The organism is Streptococcus didelphis DSM 15616, assembly GCF_000380005.1.
Lineage (GTDB): Bacteria > Bacillota > Bacilli > Lactobacillales > Streptococcaceae > Streptococcus > Streptococcus didelphis.
Genome location: NZ_KB904195.1, coordinates 72,744 through 88,877, shown reverse-complemented (window position 1 = coordinate 88,877; position 16,134 = coordinate 72,744). Strand labels below are relative to the sequence as shown.

Annotated in this window: 14 protein-coding genes; 3 read left to right on the top strand and 11 right to left on the bottom strand. The window is 37.9% G+C overall.

Annotated elements, in window-relative coordinates:
- Positions 1-108: 108 nt before the first annotated feature.
- The 6 genes from gatB to ccpN form a co-directional block, all read right to left on the bottom strand.
- Positions 109-1,548, bottom strand: coding sequence for an Asp-tRNA(Asn)/Glu-tRNA(Gln) amidotransferase subunit GatB (gatB, locus tag A3GU_RS0105750; protein WP_018366587.1), 1,440 nt, complete (start codon positions 1,546-1,548; stop codon positions 109-111).
- Positions 1,548-3,014, bottom strand: coding sequence for an Asp-tRNA(Asn)/Glu-tRNA(Gln) amidotransferase subunit GatA (gene gatA / locus A3GU_RS0105745; RefSeq protein WP_018366586.1), 1,467 nt, complete (start codon positions 3,012-3,014; stop codon positions 1,548-1,550). The genes gatB and gatA overlap by 1 nt, the downstream gene beginning before the upstream one ends.
- Positions 3,014-3,316 carry an Asp-tRNA(Asn)/Glu-tRNA(Gln) amidotransferase subunit GatC gene (gene gatC / locus A3GU_RS0105740; protein ID WP_018366585.1) on the bottom strand — a complete coding sequence of 101 codons (303 nt, stop codon included), beginning with the start codon at positions 3,314-3,316 and terminating at the stop codon, positions 3,014-3,016. Before gatC ends, gatA begins: the two co-directional genes overlap by 1 nt.
- 159 nt (positions 3,317-3,475) lie before the next feature.
- Positions 3,476-6,127 carry a pyruvate, phosphate dikinase gene (gene ppdK / locus A3GU_RS0105735; RefSeq protein ID WP_018366584.1) on the bottom strand — a complete coding sequence of 884 codons (2,652 nt, stop codon included), beginning with the start codon at positions 6,125-6,127 and terminating at the stop codon, positions 3,476-3,478.
- A 13-nt stretch (positions 6,128-6,140) separates the two neighbouring features.
- Positions 6,141-6,956 carry a pyruvate, water dikinase regulatory protein gene (locus A3GU_RS0105730; RefSeq protein WP_018366583.1) on the bottom strand — a complete coding sequence of 272 codons (816 nt, stop codon included), beginning with the start codon at positions 6,954-6,956 and terminating at the stop codon, positions 6,141-6,143.
- Between the two features lie 15 nt (positions 6,957-6,971).
- Positions 6,972-7,601 (bottom strand): transcriptional regulator CcpN, encoded by a 630-nt coding sequence (gene ccpN / locus A3GU_RS0105725; RefSeq protein ID WP_018366582.1) that lies wholly within the window; start codon positions 7,599-7,601, stop codon positions 6,972-6,974.
- 149 nt (positions 7,602-7,750) lie between these two features.
- Here ccpN and A3GU_RS0105720 point away from each other — a divergent pair, with 149 nt between their 5' ends.
- A complete protein-coding gene (locus A3GU_RS0105720) occupies positions 7,751-8,737 on the top strand; it encodes a 3-hydroxyacyl-CoA dehydrogenase (RefSeq protein WP_281167238.1) in 987 nt (328 codons plus the stop codon).
- Between the two features lie 138 nt (positions 8,738-8,875).
- Here the strand turns inward: A3GU_RS0105720 and A3GU_RS0105715 are convergent, their stop codons facing one another.
- The 3 genes from A3GU_RS0105715 to A3GU_RS0105705 form a co-directional block, all read right to left on the bottom strand.
- Positions 8,876-9,436 (bottom strand): cysteine hydrolase family protein, encoded by a 561-nt coding sequence (locus A3GU_RS0105715; RefSeq protein WP_018366580.1) that lies wholly within the window; start codon positions 9,434-9,436, stop codon positions 8,876-8,878.
- A gap of 191 nt (positions 9,437-9,627) precedes the next feature.
- Positions 9,628-10,410, bottom strand: a complete 783-nt coding sequence (gene codY, locus A3GU_RS0105710) for a GTP-sensing pleiotropic transcriptional regulator CodY (RefSeq protein ID WP_018366579.1) — start codon at positions 10,408-10,410, stop codon at positions 9,628-9,630.
- Between the two features lie 192 nt (positions 10,411-10,602).
- Positions 10,603-11,817 carry a pyridoxal phosphate-dependent aminotransferase gene (locus A3GU_RS0105705; protein WP_018366578.1) on the bottom strand — a complete coding sequence of 405 codons (1,215 nt, stop codon included), beginning with the start codon at positions 11,815-11,817 and terminating at the stop codon, positions 10,603-10,605.
- Positions 11,818-12,016: 199 nt separating this feature from the next.
- Between A3GU_RS0105705 and A3GU_RS0105700 the strand changes: the two genes are divergently transcribed.
- Positions 12,017-12,469: a universal stress protein gene (locus tag A3GU_RS0105700; RefSeq protein ID WP_018366577.1), complete on the top strand. Its 453-nt coding sequence runs from the start codon at positions 12,017-12,019 to the stop codon at positions 12,467-12,469.
- A 236-nt stretch (positions 12,470-12,705) separates the two neighbouring features.
- On the opposite strand, the gene A3GU_RS0105695 is transcribed toward A3GU_RS0105700, so the two are convergent.
- Positions 12,706-14,094, bottom strand: a complete 1,389-nt coding sequence (locus A3GU_RS0105695; RefSeq protein ID WP_018366576.1) for a Cof-type HAD-IIB family hydrolase — start codon at positions 14,092-14,094, stop codon at positions 12,706-12,708.
- Between the two features lie 73 nt (positions 14,095-14,167).
- Between A3GU_RS0105695 and A3GU_RS0105690 the strand changes: the two genes are divergently transcribed.
- On the top strand, positions 14,168-15,130 hold the full coding sequence (locus A3GU_RS0105690) for an asparaginase (protein ID WP_018366575.1): 963 nt from the start codon (positions 14,168-14,170) through the stop codon (positions 15,128-15,130).
- A 44-nt stretch (positions 15,131-15,174) separates the two neighbouring features.
- Here the strand turns inward: A3GU_RS0105690 and A3GU_RS0105685 are convergent, their stop codons facing one another.
- The gene (locus A3GU_RS0105685) at positions 15,175-16,092 is read right to left on the bottom strand and encodes an aldo/keto reductase (protein ID WP_018366574.1); all 918 of its coding nucleotides are present in this window, start codon (positions 16,090-16,092) and stop codon (positions 15,175-15,177) included.
- Positions 16,093-16,134: the final 42 nt, after the last annotated feature.

Below are 16,134 nucleotides of genomic sequence, written 5' to 3'. Positions count from 1 at the left end.
AACTATAGCAATGACTAACTTTTTCTTTCATTCTACTTTTTAGCAAAATCAACAAAAGTCTACTTTACCTACAAACTAAAAAATCCCTTAAATAAGGGATTTTTAGGTTTAATCTACTAATTTTTGAAGTTCTTGGGCAAGTAGTTTTTGGGCTACTTGGGGGTTGGCTTGTCCTTTTGTTGCTTTCATTAAGAAACCCGTGAAAGCTTTATCTGCATTTCGTTTACCTGATTTAAAATCAGCTACTGCAGCTTCATTATCTGCAAAGACTTGGTGGATAATTGGAATCAAAACTTGTGGATCAGAAATTTGAACAAGGCCTGCTTTTTCAACATAGTCACGAGCTGAACCACCATTTTTAGCTAAATGAACAAAAACCTTCTTAGCTATTTTTGAGGAAATAGTCCCATCATTAATAATAGCAATCATTTCAACCAGATTTTCTGGACTTAAGGAAATTGCCTCAATTGTTTTAGCTTCAGCATTTAGATACTGAGCTACTTCTCCTTGAAGCCAGTTTGAGACCTGTTTCGCATCTCCTCCAAGGGCAATAGCTTCTTCAAAGAAATCCGATAAAGCCTTGGTTGCTGTTAGCTGACTAGCATCATAGTCTGATAGAGCAAGGTCTTGAATATAACGGGCACGTCTTTGGGCAGGAAATTGTGGCAATTCTGCTCGCATTTCCTCGATCCACTGGTCATCAATTTCAAAGAGAGGTAGGTCTGGCTCTGGGAAATAACGGTAATCAGCAGCACCTTCTTTAACACGCATTAAAATAGTTGCCTTATTTGCCTCATCATAACGTCGGGTTTCTTGACGAATGATACCTCCTGAACGTAAAATTTTGGCCTGACGTTCCACTTCATATTCTAGTCCTTTGCGAACATTTGAAAAGGAGTTAAGGTTTTTGAGTTCTGTTTTGGTACCAAAGGCTTCTTGACCATAAGGGCGAAGCGAGATATTAGCATCAACCCGCATGGAACCTTCTTCCATTTTAACATCAGAAATCCCTGTGTATTGAATAATTTCTTTAAGAGCTGTCAAATAAGCATAGGCTTCTTCTGGAGAACGCATATCAGCTTCAGAAACAATCTCAATTAAAGGGACACCCTGACGATTTAAGTCAACATAGGAATAGCCATCTGTTCCATGGGTGTTTTTTCCAGCATCTTCTTCAAGGTGGGCACGTTCAATCCTTATTTTCTTGCTTGAGCCATCTTCAAGTCTAATATCAATCCAGCCATTATAACCAATAGGCTCATCAAATTGGGAAATTTGATAGGCTTTCGGATTGTCTGGGTAAAAATAATTCTTGCGGTCGAAGTGCATGTTTGTATGGATATCCATATTCAGAGCCAGCGAAGCTTTGATTCCTGCATCAATAACACCCTTATTCATAACGGGAAGAACTCCTGGGAAGGACCAGTCAATCACGTTTGTATTAGCATTTGCTTCTTGACCAAAATGGGCAGAAGAAGGTGAGAATATTTTTGAAGCTGTATTTAATTCAACATGGACCTCAAGTCCAATTATGGTTTCAAAATTCATTACTTGTCACCTCCAAAAATAATAGGTTCTTGTTTGTGGTAATCAGTGCTTGCTTCAAAGGCTGAAGCTACTTGATAGATACGGTTTTCACTATATTTAGGTCCAATTAATTGTAAACCAACTGGTAAGCCATCAACAAAGCCTGAAGGGATGGAAATTCCCGGTAGGCCTGCTAAGTTTACAGGAATGGTTAATAGGTCTGCTAGATACATTGAAACTGGATCATGATTAAGAGTATCAAGGCCAAAGGCTGGACTTGGGGTTGTTGGTCCCATAATCACATCATAATCAGCAAAAACCTTATCAAAATCTTGGATAATTAAGGTACGTACCCTACCAGCTTTTTTAAAGTAAGCATCATAATAACCCGAAGACAAACTAAAGGTTCCAAGCATAATCCGACGTTTAACTTCATCACCAAAACCTTGGCTACGTGTTTTAACGTAGATATCTTCTAAACTCTTTGCATCCTCAGCCCTAAAGCCATAGCGAATACCGTCAAATCGTTGTAAATTTGAAGAAGCTTCAGAAGAGGCAATAATATAGTAGACAGCAACACCATACTTACTATGGGGAAGACTTACCTCCTCGACAATCGCTCCTAATTTTTCAAATTGTTTAGCAGCTGCAAGGATATTTTCTTTGATTTGTGGATCAATACCTTGACCTAAATACTCTTTAGGTAAAGCAATTTTCATTCCTTTAATATCGTGACCAATTTTTGATGTGAAATCTTCTATTCCCACTGGTGCAGAAGTTGAATCTTTAGAGTCTGGTCCTGCAATAACATTTAATAATTGGGCGTTTTCTCTAACAGTTAGCGATAAGGGCCCAATCTGATCCAAGGAAGAGCCAAAGGCGATCAATCCAAAACGTGAAATTCTACCATAGGTTGGTTTTAAACCAACAATACCATTGAAGGCCGCAGGTTGGCGAATAGACCCTCCAGTATCAGACCCTAGAGAAAGACGAACCTGTCCAGAAGCAACAGCTGTTGCAGAGCCACCCGATGATCCTCCAGGAACCTTGCTGTGATCCCAGGCATTTTTTGTCTTTTTAAAATATGACGTTTCAGTAGATCCCCCCATAGCAAATTCATCCATGTTGGTTTTACCAATAACAATCATATCTTTTTCATAGGCCTTACTAATAGCTGTCGCATCAAAGACAGGCTTGTAGTTGTAAAGTATTTTTGAAGCTGCAGTAGTTAGAATTCCCTTTGTAGAAATATTATCCTTAACAGCTAGAGGAATACCAGACATGATGTTATCTTTATCAATGCCTTTAGCATCAATAGCATCAGCCTGTGCTAGGGCTTCTTCTTCAGAAATAGTGATAAATGAACCTACAGCCTCTTCACGTGCTTTAATATCAGCTATACTTGCTTGAGTCAACTCTCTAGCTGAGATTTCTTTGCTTACAAGGAGGTCATGTAGCTCTTCAATGGTTTTATGATTAAATGACATTAGGCATCTCCTCCATCTTCTAAGATAGCTGGTACTTTAATAAAATGATTTTCTTTTTCAGGAACATTTCTAAATAATAAGTCACGGTCAGTACCTGCTTGAGCGATATCTTGACGCATAACATTTTTTTGATCTGCCATGGTAGTTGTCACAGCTACTCCGTCTGTATCTACTTCATTCAAGAGTTCAACCATGTCAACAATTTTTGAGAGGCTACTTGCAAACTCACTGGTTTCTTGGTCTGAAAATGATAATTTTGATAATGTGGCTACGTGGCGCACTTCTTCTTCAGAAATTTTCATAATTTCTCCTTAGATTTTTGTATGTTTTCATTTTTACATAGTCTAAATTATTATATCATATTTCCCTTTAATTGATAGAGCAGACTTATCCTTATCAAGTCATCTTCATCAAATTTCTAAAGTTAAAACTAGCTCTACAGTGTAAAGCTAGTCCTATTTTTATTTATCCTTATCACAATCTAAACCAGAAGCTTTAAGCTTAGCCTGGGCGGCAGCTAATTTTGCTATAGGAATTCGAAATGGAGAACACGAAACATAATCCAGACCTGCTTGGTAACAAAATTCAACTGAGCTAGGTTCACCACCATGTTCGCCACATATACCAAGCTTAAGCTGTGCTTTGCTATTTCTACCGCGTTTAACAGCCATTTGTATCAAGCTTCCAATTCCTTTTTGGTCTAGAACCTGGAAGGGTTCCTTTTCAAAAATACCTTTTTCTAGGTAGTCACCAAGAAATTTACCAGCATCATCACGAGAAAAACCAAATCCCATTTGCGTTAAATCATTAGTCCCAAAACTAAAGAAGTCAGCTAGCTGAGCTAGATCATCAGCTACAACACAGGCTCTTGGAGTTTCAATCATAGTCCCAATCGTATAAGACAATGATAAGGAACTTTTTTCAAGTTCTAGTTCAACAACCTCTTCTATTAGTGCTCTTGTAAATTTCAATTCGTCTAAGCTACTAACAAGGGGAACCATAATCTCTGGCTTAACTGCTACACCTTCTGCCATAGCCTTAATAGCTCCTTGCGCAATAGCTTTAGCCTGCATCTGGTATATTTCTGGATAAGTAATAGCTAAACGGCAGCCACGATGTCCTAACATGGGATTAAATTCTTCTAATTCCTTGATTCGTTTCTGAAGTTTCTGACTATCACAGGACAGTTGATCAGCTAATACTTCAATAGCCTCTTGATCATGAGGTAAAAATTCGTGTAAAGGAGGATCTAAGAGCCTAATAGTACATGATTTCCCATTTAAAACCTTAAATAAGTGATAAAAATCATCTCTTTGATAAGGAAGCAGCTGGTCAAGTGCAGTGACTCTATCTTCCACATTATCCGCAACTATCATTTGCCGTACAGCAAGAATCCGCTCTTCATCAAAGAACATATGCTCTGTCCGACATAGGCCAATTCCTTCTGCCCCAAATTCCATAGCCTTTTGAGCATCCCGAGGATTATCGGCATTGCTTCGCACCAACATGGTCCGCTCTTCATCTACCCACGACATAAATTCTTGAAAGACTTCATCAAAAACAGCTGAGGTCATTGGGATTTCACCTAGATAAATCTGCCCACTTGCTCCATCAATAGCTAAAAAATCCCCTTCTGTGATCCTCTTTTGGCCAATAGCGACCTGCCTATTGATTTCATCTACTAGGAGTTGACTAGCACCTGCTACACAAGGTTTTCCCATGCCACGCGCCACAACAGCTGCATGAGAAGTCATCCCACCTCGAGCTGTAATAATTCCCTTAGCACTGTTTATTCCCTCAATATCTTCAGGAGAAGTCTCTTGTCTAACAAGGAGGACATCCTTCCCTTTTTGAGCCTCTCTTAGAGCATCTTCTGCATGAAAGTAGACATGCCCACAGGCCGCTCCAGGTGAAGCAGGTAAGCCTCTTGCCACAAGCTCAGCTTTTGCAAGTTCTTCCAGATCAAAGGAAGGATGTAACAACTGTTCTAGCTGTTTGGGCTCAATTCTTAAAATGGCTTCTTTTTTACTGATTAAGCCTTCTGCTACTTGGTCCAAGGCAATCTTTATAGCAGCCTTGGCAGTTCTTTTCCCATTTCGCGTTTGTAGCATGAAGAGTTTACCTCTTTCAATGGTAAATTCTAAATCCTGCATATCACCATAATGCTTTTCTAGGAGTTGACTAATGGTAAGAAATTCTTGATAGATATGAGGCATTTCTTCCTTAAGTCTATCTATACTGTGAGGGGTTCGAATTCCAGCTACCACATCTTCTCCTTGAGCATTAATCAGATATTCTCCAAAAAGAGCCTTGTGACCTGTAGAGGGATTTCTGGTAAAGGCTACGCCTGTTCCACTTTTGTCACCCATATTGCCAAAAACCATGGCCTGAATGGTAACTGCCGTTCCTAGCTTATCTGAAATATCATTAAGCCTACGGTAAACCTTGGCTCTAGGATTATTCCAGGATTTAAAGACTGCTTCTACAGCCAAAAGCAACTGTTCCTTGGGATCTTGTGGAAAATCCTGACCTGTCCCTTCCTTATAGATAGCTTTATAGCTTGCTACAATAGCCTGTAAATCTTCACTACTAAGCTCTGTGTCATCTTGACAAGCCTTTGCTTGCTTAACCTCCTCTAAAACAGCTTCAAATTTATCTTTTGGTAAACCTATAGCAACATCTGCAAACATCTGAATAAAACGACGATAGCTATCATAAGCAAAACGTGGATTTTGGGTTGCCTCAATAAGTCCCTCAACACTTTCATCATTTAAACCTAAGTTCAAAATCGTGTCCATCATTCCGGGCATAGAAAACACTGCTCCAGATCTTACAGATACAAGCAAAGGGTTCCCCTTGGCACCTAGCTGCTTATCTTCTTTACTTTCTAATTGATTTAAGGCATGGTCAATCTCTTCTAAAAGCTGAGCTGGCATTGACGTCTCGTTATCATAATAAGCATTACAGGCTTGAGTAGAAATGATAAAACCTTGAGGAACAGGTAAGCCAATTCTAGTCATTTCAGCTAGATTAGCCCCCTTTCCCCCTAAAAGCTGTCTCATGTCCTTATGACCTTCTGCAAAAGCATAAACAAACTTAGTTCCCTTTTCCATAACTACCTCCAATTTATAAAGTGCTAGTTTTTAAAATATCTAGAATAATAGTGGCTGTTTCTTCAATAGCTTTATCAGAAACATTTATTATCGGACACTTGAGTTTTTTCATAACCGACTCAGCATATTGGGCTTCTTCATAAATGTGCTCTTTATTAGCATAGTGACTTGTACTGGAAAGGCCCATGGCTTTTAGTCTTTCTTTTCTTACCTGACATAAACGTTCCACAGAATTAGTCAAGCCAATTATTTTTTTGGAACTAATCTGGGATAATTCTTTGGGTAAGGGAATTTCAGGAACAATAGGAATATTAACCACCTTAAGTTCCTTATCTGCTAGGTACATGCTAAGAGGGGTCTTAGACGTTCGAGACACACCCAATAAAATCACATCAGCCTTTAAAATTCCTCTTGGATCCTTGCCATCATCGTACTTAACCGCAAATTCGATAGCCTCAACACGTTCAAAGTAATGACTATCCAGTTTACGAAGTAAGCCTGGTTGCCCCAAGGGTTGCATACCAGAAATATCCGACATGGCTTTTATCACATTGGACAAGAGATCCACAAAAACAAGATTTTCCTGCTCTGCTTTTACTTGAGCATAGTGGGCTAGACTATCGTCTACAAGGCTAAACATCAAGCAAACCGTTTTATCTTTTGTCTCCTCAAAGACCTTATCTAGTAAATCCTGGTTATCAATATAGGAAAATCGTTTAAATTTCCAATTCTTATGATTAGGAAACTGTTGAATACAAGCCTTAGCTATTGCCCTTGCTGTCTCGCCTAAAGAATCGGAGACAATGAAAATAGAGAGTTGATCATCCATAAGCCTATCCTTTCTTTATTCCTTAATTTCTAAAAATAATCTTGTGATAATGGTTTTGGACAATTTACCAACCACTTTATATTTGTGATCTGCTTCTAGCCTTACAACAGGTAAACTATCAACTTGTTTTGCTACCAACTGCTGGGCTGCATCCAACAAAAGATCATCTTCTCTTACAGTAGAAATATTTGGCATGCGTGTCATAATCATCCCTATTGGGATTTTAGTGAGGTCACCTCCACCAATGCTGGCTTTTAAGAGGTCTTTACGTGATACCAGCCCACATAAATAATCCTTCTCATCTAAGATAAAAGCACAGCCAGCATCTTCCATAAAGATATGAACGATAACATCATAAACACTCTCTTTTTGATTAACTGTTAAGGGAATCCCCATGACATCCGAAACCTTGGTTTCCTTAAAAACAGTAGAGGTCTGAAGGACTTCCCTGTCCTCCACATAGAAGTAGCCAACCTTAGGTTTAGCATCTAAAAACCCCAGCATGGTCAAAACGACTAAATCTGACCTAAGAGCTGCTCGTGTTAGGTGCAGGTGCTCAGCTATCTTCTCCCCAGTAATGGGTTGCTTGCTTTTGACAATGTCAAGAATTTCTTTTTGCCTCTGACTTAATTGAATAAGAATCACCCCTCTAATTATGATATACTATATATTATATAGTATATCATAATACTCTCTTTCTCGAAATGCAACTAAAAACTGATAAAAGTAATTTTATCTGTCAATTTAATTAGTTGATTTCCCTTCCTACATTTGTTAAACTCCAATTGTAAACGATTACAACATTAGGAGGTCTTATGATGACTATAAAAAAAGTTACTGTTGCAGGTAGCGGGGTTTTAGGAAGTCAAATAGCCTTTCAAGCTGCTTATAAGGGATTCGAAGTCACTATTTATGATATCGATGATCAAGCCCTAAAGTCAGGGGAAAAGCGACTTGAAAAATTAGCTAGTATCTACCAAGCAGAAATTGAAAAAGCAAAAAAAGCTTATCATGAAAAGCTTTCTACCCTAAACTATAATAAAAATTTATTACCAGAACTAGATGACAACTTTCTGACAAAAGTAAGTGAGTCTCTTACCCTAGTAGAGCAGCTACCAAGTCAAATAGCCCTCTCTAAAGACTTAAAAGAAGCTATCAAGGCTGCTGATTTAGTCATTGAGGCTATACCAGAAAATGTGGACATTAAAGCAAGTTTTTACAAACAACTAGCTCAAGTTGCTCCTTCAAAAACTATTTTTGCAAGCAATTCATCAACCTTTATTCCTAGTCAATTTGCAGATATTAGTGGACGGCCAGATAAATTCATAGCCTTGCACTTTGCTAATAATATCTGGCAAAATAATATTGTTGAGATTATGGGTCACAAAGCAAGCAGTGAAGACACTTATCAAAAAACACTAACCTTCGCAAAAGAAATGGGCATGGTACCCTTGACCCTAAAACAGGAACAAGCAGGCTATATTCTTAATTCTATTTTGATTCCTTTTCTAAAGAGTGCACTAACGCTCTACTACAAAGATATTGCTGATCCTGATACTATTGATAAGGCTTGGAAACTTGGAACTGGTGCTCCTTTTGGTCCCCTTGAAATTCTTGATATTATCGGTATTGAAACAGCCTATAATATCCTCAACAACCATGCTGAAACCCAAAATGACCCTAATTCTCTAAGGGCTCATATAGCTAAAATGTTAAAAGAAGACTTTTTAGATAAGGGTTACACTGGTAAAGCAAGTGGACGAGGTTTCCACACCTACTAGTCAATTTATCCTAAAAAAGAAGGATAAACAGATAACAAATAGACCCTTAGAAAGGTATACTTTCTAAGGGTCTATTTTAGCTCATATTACTATTTTTATCTAATCAATCTAACTATCCTTAGCTAAAAAAACAGTCTACTAGTAAATGGCATCTACTAAACTTGCGCCTAACACTGTCTTGCAATGATTAAGTGCCCACTTATGATTTTCTATGGAATTACTAGCAATAGCAGAAGTCACAATTTCGACCTTATAGCCAAGTCTATAGGCATCAATAGCTGTATGAAGAATACAGATATCAGTTAGAACCCCTGTTAAGATAAGGGTATCAATGCCACGTTGTCGGAGACTAAGATCCAGTTCAGTACCAGAAAAAGCAGAGTAGTATTTTTTATCTATCCAGAATACCTTCTTTTTATCAGCTTTTATCTGCTTATAAATATCTCCTAGGTGACCATACAAGTCACGCCCTTTTGTTCCATTAATATTATGAGGGGGAAACAACTTACTCTCAGGATGGTAATCATCATCTTGGTCATGGTTGTCAATTGTGAAAAAAATATAATAGCCTTTTTGATAAGCTTCCTCTGTGCTTTTTGCTATGGACTCTGAGATTTTTTGCACAGCTAATCCTGCACTTAGGCTTCCCTTATCATCTACAAAATCATAAGTATAGTCAATAGAAATCAAGGCTTTCATTAGTAACATTCCTCCTAAATCCCTTAATCATGTGCTTTAGCCCATAAAAGGAGATTAAGGTTTTAAATTATATTCAAACAGTTTTCTATTGTAGCAATAAGCTTTATATGTGTCAAGACATATGTATTAACCGATAAAAAAATCCCTTAAGAGTAGGACATAATGTCTCACTTTTAAGGGATTAGTAATTCTTAAAGCTCTTTTAGTTTATCAAAAATACCTTCATTAATAACTTTAAGGTAAGTACCTTTCATACCTAGTGACCGGCTTTCAATAATGCCAGCACTCTCTAATTTACGTAGGGCGTTTACGATAACAGACCTGGTAATTCCGATGCGGTCAGCTATGACTGAGGCTGTTAGGCGACCTTCATTTCCATCTAATTCTCCAAGAATAGCTGCGACAGCTTTCATTTCGGAATAAGATAGGGTGTTAATAGCCATATTAACAGCTGTTTGGCGACGAATAGTTTCTTCTAAGTTTTCAGTTTGGAGGTTTAAGAGTTGAATACCTACTACTGTACTTGAGATTTCAATCAAGATAAGGTCATCATCGTTAAATTTCTTGTCATTTCTCCAGATAATAAGTGACCCCAGACGCATTCCTCCTCCATAGATAGGAGCAATTGTCGTTAAACCATCAGGGTAGATGTCTTTTGACTCTACTGGAAAAATGGTTAAATCGTTATCAACTGTCAGATTAGATTCTGTATCATAAACACGACTAGCTGCTTTAACATAAGTATCTGGGAACTGTTTAGCTTCAAAGAACTCTTCTACACGGTCTGTATTTGTTTTGTACTTCATCGCGTATCCCAGTAATGTTCCACCGCCATTGATAATGCAGGCATTACAATCAATAATGTCTGCCAAACGAGAAGCCATGGTATTGTACGGCAACTCAGTCTCTAAACTATCAACAGAACGTTGCAGAATAGAGGTGATTTTTCGTGTTTTTTCTAATAAGTTTGGCATTTTCCACCTTTTCCTTTGATAATATTTGCGTCTCAATTATACCAAAGCCTATTAGATTGCGCAAGGAATTATCAGAAAATTTTCTATTATTTCTACAATGGGCAAGTCCCTTTTCCTGCTTGGCTTTCAAGAAATGAGCTAAGTCTAATAAATAATTGACTTATTAATAATGATTTTAATATGAGAATTAGATTAGCGTTTGTATTGTTGTAAAACTCTGGTAATTTTTTCCTGAACATCAGCTAGTTCTTCTACCCTTGGTAAATAAACGATGCGGAAATGATCTGGTTCCTTCCAATTAAAACCTCGTCCATGAACAAGCATAAGCTTTTCTTGTTTTAATAAATCTAACACAAATTGTTCATCATCATCAATACAATACATGTTTCGATCAATTTTTGGGAAAATATAAAGTCCCGCTTTAGGCTTAACAGCTGAGAGTCCTGGAATATCCTTAATAGCCTGATACATAAAATTACGCTGTTCAAAGATTCTACCACCTGGCAACAAGAGTTCATCAACTGATTGATAGCCTCCTAGGGAAGTTTGAACGACTTGTTGAGCTAAAACATTTGAACACAGGCGCATATTGGCTAACATATTCACACCTTCAATGTAACCCCGAACATTTTCTTTAGGCCCTGACAAGACCATCCAACCCACTCGAAAGCCTGCAATTCGGTGTGATTTTGAAAGACCATTCATTGAAACACAAAAGACATCAGGAGCCAATGAAGCAATAGCAATATGTTCTTCGCCATCCATTACAAGGCGATCATAGATTTCATCAGCAAAAATAATTAATTCATTTTCTCTAGCTATTTGAACAAGCTCTTCTAATAGCTCTTTGGGGTACAGAGCACCTGTAGGATTATTGGGATTGATAACAACAATTGCTTTTGTACGAGGGCTTACCTTAGCCTTGATATCATCAATATCAGGATACCAGTCTGCTGATTCATCACACAGATAATGAACAGCTTTACCCCCACCTAGGCTAACACAGGCTGTCCATAAGGGATAATCAGGCATAGGAACTAATACTTCATCCCCGTTATCAAGGAGGGCCTGCAAAGACATAGAGATTAATTCTGAAACACCATTTCCTAGATAAATATCATTAATATCAACTTCAGGAAAGTTCTTCAACTGGCAATACTGCATAATCGCTTTTCGAGCTGAAAAAATCCCCCTACTATCAGAATAACCCTCACTGTTACGTGCGTTCATAATCAGGTCACGGATAACTTCATCTGGTGCTTCAAATCCAAAAGCTGCTGGATTACCAGTGTTTAGACGGAGTATTTTTTCACCATTAGCCATCATTTGCTCTGCTTGCTCTAAAACAGGGCCTCGAATATCATAAGCCACATGCTCTAATTTAGATGATTTCTCAAAAATTTTCATTACTTCTACCTCGCTCATAACATTATAAACAAAAAAAACTAAAATAGGAAGATTTTAGCAAGCTGAGACTTGAGGAGAAAGTTAGAGCAAAAAATTTCAGAAAACATTATAAACCGCTTTCAAATTTCTTCGAAATGGAGTATAATAGGACTTAAGAAAAGTACTTGCTTTTTGATAGTAATCAAAGGAGGATACTACTATGATACAAAAATATGAACACATCTTAGTTGCTGTTGATGGTTCTTATGAATCAGAATTAGCTTTTAATAAAGGGGTCAATGTTGCCTTGAGAAATGATGCTGAGCTGATTTTAGCCCATGTAGTGGACACACGCGCCTTACAAAGTGTAGCTACATTTGACACTTATATCTACGACAAATTAGAACAAGAAGCAAAAGATGTTTTAGCTGAGTTAGAAAAACAGGCCCGTGACCATGGGGTAACAAAGGTAAAACAAGTCATTGAGTTTGGTAATCCTAAAAGTCTCCTAGCCCACGATATTCCTGACCAAGAAAAGGTAGACTTAATAATGGTTGGAGCTACTGGTTTAAACACCTTTGAGCGCCTACTTATCGGTTCATCTTCTGAATATATTATGCGTAATGCTAAGGTTGACTTACTAGTTGTTCGTGATACTAATAAAACCATGTAACATACGCTATTTAAAAAACGTCAGGCTCTATAATTTCTGTAGTGGATAAGCTTCACACCCAGATATTATGGAGCTTTTTAAGTACATAAAAAATCCCATATGGCCTACAATAAAAGCAAGCTAGCTTTTATTAGAAAGACTCATATGGAAAATATTTAGTATACTAGGGAATTAATCAGAATTAAAGTTCAAAATAGCCTATTAAACTTTATCCAACCAATAATTCTCCCATCATTTTATTTTTCAAGTTTTTGTAAGGATTTTTGGAGTTGTTTATCAAGTTCCTTCTTGATAGCTCGCTCAGGGGCATAATGTTTTTCCCAATTATTGGGTTTTAAGATTTTATGAGTAACAGGATCAAAATGAGCCTTACCATCTGGAAAGATCTTACCCATATTAGCTTCATGTACTGTTTCAAAAATAGGTTGAGGATCTACCCCCATTAAAACAAAGGAGCCATAGGTAAAATAAAGCAAGTCTGTTAAGGCATCCACTTGACCTACCAAAGGAGATTCCATATGTTCTTTAGATTGGACCTTAATAGCTGCCTTATCAATAGCTGAATGCAGATCCATAACAGCTTGGGTAAATTGATTTTTATCACCTTGACTAGCTGCAAAGATAAATTCAACCAATTCCTCTATCTTAAAGTCGGCACGGTGAACAGCATCCTTTAAGGAATAACCCTTAGGTGTTTCAATGGTATCTCCATCCATAAGCTGATGAAAGTCCTTAACCTTATTAAAGTTTTCATCACGGCTCTTAAAGCTCTTATCCAGATCAAAATGAATGAGGCCATAATGAGCTAGAGCCTTAGAAATGCCACCATTGTTGTTAGAGGCTGTGATAAAATGCGCATCGGCCTTGACCAATTCATCAGCATTGCCCATAGCAACACCAACACCAACACCTGTTAACATTTCTAAATCATTATCAGAATCACCAAAGGCCATGACTTCTGAGAGTTCAAAGCCAAACATCTGCCCCAGACGTTCAATTCCCTTAATCTTTGATTGGTCTACAGAAATTAAATCAATGGAATAGGGACTACTTCTTGTGATTTTAAGGTGAGGAAATTTTTCTCTAATCTCCTTTGTTTCTTCAGCAGAAGCTACCATGACAATTTGGAAAATCGGCTCACGCATTATGGTGACCAGATTATCAAAATTTTGTGGCTTAATCCGTCGTATCAAGTGCTTGAAACTGCTCTCAACAGTTGTAACCATACTCTTTGGAACAAAACTAGACACAAACTGACCAAAAGAACTTGTTCCCATATCAATAATACGAGACCCGGCTAAACCAGAGGCAGTTCCTAAGGAAACCTCTTTTTTCTTATCACTAGCATAGCGAATCACTTTATATATCATAGACTTGGATAGCTGGTTTTGATATAGTATTTTATCTCTTGTTACTAAATACTGGCCATTATAAGTGACTGCAAAATCTAAACCAAAATTTTCCAAAAATGGCTGAACAAAAGCTGGTCCTCGACTTGTTGCCAAGCCAACCATGATCCCTTGATTTTTTAAACTATGAATTGCCTTTTGGGTGGTTTTTTGAACATTTTTACGGTCATTTAATAAGGTTCCATCAATGTCAAAAAAGACTGCCTTAATTGTCAAAAGCTTTTTTACTCTCTTCTATATTATGATAGAATAGATTATAACACAAATTTTGAAAGAAGTATGGCAATTAATGAAACAAATTCTTGTACTACATACAGGTGGAACCATTTCCATGCAAGCGGATGCAGATGGCAAGGTTTTCCCTAACCAAATTAACCCTATGAGCCAGATTGGAGTTGATCTTGACAACCTGCAATTAACTGTTCGGGATATTTTTAACCTACCAAGTCCTCATATCACTCCTAAGCACATGCTTATCTTATATAAACACATCAAGAATGAGGGAGCACGCTATGACGGTATTGTCATCACGCACGGAACCGATACCTTGGAGGAAACAGCTTATTTCTTAGATACCATGAACCTTCCTGATATTCCCATTATTATTACAGGGGCAATGCGGAGCACCAACGAGGTAGGAAGTGATGGCATTTACAATTATCTGACCGCCCTACGAGTTGCTTGCCATGATAAGGCCAGAGGCAAAGGAATTCTAGTAGTTATGAATGATGAAATTCATGCAGCCAAATATGTCACAAAAACCCACACCACAAATATTGCTACCTTCCACACCCCAACCCATGGACCTTTAGGGGTTGTCATGAAAAAAGACTTATTATTCTTTAAAAATGCAGAGCCCAGAGTGCGTTTTGACATTGATGCTATTGAAGGAAATGTGCCTATTATTAAGGCTTACGCTGGTATGGGAGATGGTAGTATTCTCAGCTTTTTATCAGCTGACAAAATTCAAGGATTAGTTGTTGAAGCTCTAGGTGCTGGTAATATTCCACCCCTAGCAGTTCCCGAAATTAAAAAATTAATCGCTTCTGGACTTCCTGTCGTTTTGGTTTCTCGTTGCTTTAATGGCATCGCAGAGCCTGTCTATGGCTATGAAGGGGGTGGAGCTATGCTTCATGAAGCTGGTGTCATGTTTGTCAAAGAACTCAATGCCCCAAAGGCCAGACTCAAACTTTTGATTGCCTTAAATGCTGGCCTAACAGGGCAAGAACTAAGAGATTATATTCAAGGCTAACTACTATAAAATCCCAACTAGAATTATCTAGTTGGGATTTTATTTTATGGTATTGAATTCCCAGCACTGAGATAAATAGCATACCATTCAGAACGTGTTAAGTTAAAAGTACTTGCCTGAGCTATTTTGATAAGGCGTTCAGGATTCATTGAACCAACAATAGCTTGTATCTTAGCAGGATGACGTAAAATCCAAGCAATAATAATGGCTTCTGCTGCTACGCCATACTTTTGCCCTAAGGCATCAAGGGTTTCATCCAACTGGTGATAATCGGGATTCCCTCTAAAAAGCCCCTTATCAAGGTCAATTTGAAAAGGTGACCAGGCTTGTACAGTCATTTTGTGTAATTGACAATATTCTAGGACACCATTATCACGATTAATAGCAGCCTGATTTCGCATATTGACATTAAAGCCTGCATCAAGCATTGGGGTGTGTGCTGGTGACAACTGCATTTGGTTAATAGCCAATTTTTGCTCTAACGAAGCCTGCAATAATTGCATTTGATAAGGATTTTGATTGCTGACACCAAAATATCTCACCTTGCCTGCTTTTTCAAGTTGGCTAAAAGCTTCCGCTATTTCTTCAGGTTCCATCAGAGCATCTGGACGATGGAGAACTAAAAAATCGAGATAGTCTGTACCTAGCCTCTTTAAAATGCCATCAACAGAGCTTACAATATGTTCCTTGGAAAAATCATAAATCCCATCTTTAATGCCACATTTTGATTGAAGAATATACTGATCTCGACTCAGCTTAATGGATTTCATGGCCTGACTAAAGCGTATTTCTGATTCCCCACCTCCATAGATATCAGCATGGTCAATGAAATCAATTCCCTGATCAAAGGCAGTTTCCAATAGTCTGCTAGCTTCTGTACTTGTCAGACTTGACAGTCGCATACAGCCTAAGGCAATTCGCGAGGCCTCAATATCTGTTTGGCCAATCCTTTGCTTATTCATAGCTTACTCCTTTTGCCCCTTTTTATAGTCAGTATATCATTT

Bases quoted from the DNA above. Each gene is read 5' to 3' on its own strand.
- A3GU_RS0105690 (WP_018366575.1), top strand. From the start codon at position 14,168: ATGAAACAAATTCTTGTACTACATACAGGTGGAACCATTTCCATGCAA.
- A3GU_RS0105715 (WP_018366580.1), bottom strand. From the start codon at position 9,436: ATGAAAGCCTTGATTTCTATTGACTATACTTATGATTTTGTAGATGAT.
- gatB (WP_018366587.1), bottom strand. From the start codon at position 1,548: ATGAATTTTGAAACCATAATTGGACTTGAGGTCCATGTTGAATTAAAT.
- A3GU_RS0105700 (WP_018366577.1), top strand. From the start codon at position 12,017: ATGATACAAAAATATGAACACATCTTAGTTGCTGTTGATGGTTCTTAT.
- gatA (WP_018366586.1), bottom strand. From the start codon at position 3,014: ATGTCATTTAATCATAAAACCATTGAAGAGCTACATGACCTCCTTGTA.
- gatC (WP_018366585.1), bottom strand. From the start codon at position 3,316: ATGAAAATTTCTGAAGAAGAAGTGCGCCACGTAGCCACATTATCAAAA.
- A3GU_RS0105705 (WP_018366578.1), bottom strand. From the start codon at position 11,817: ATGAAAATTTTTGAGAAATCATCTAAATTAGAGCATGTGGCTTATGAT.
- A3GU_RS0105730 (WP_018366583.1), bottom strand. From the start codon at position 6,956: ATGGATGATCAACTCTCTATTTTCATTGTCTCCGATTCTTTAGGCGAG.
- ppdK (WP_018366584.1), bottom strand. From the start codon at position 6,127: ATGGAAAAGGGAACTAAGTTTGTTTATGCTTTTGCAGAAGGTCATAAG.
- A3GU_RS0105685 (WP_018366574.1), bottom strand. From the start codon at position 16,092: ATGAATAAGCAAAGGATTGGCCAAACAGATATTGAGGCCTCGCGAATT.
- codY (WP_018366579.1), bottom strand. From the start codon at position 10,410: ATGCCAAACTTATTAGAAAAAACACGAAAAATCACCTCTATTCTGCAA.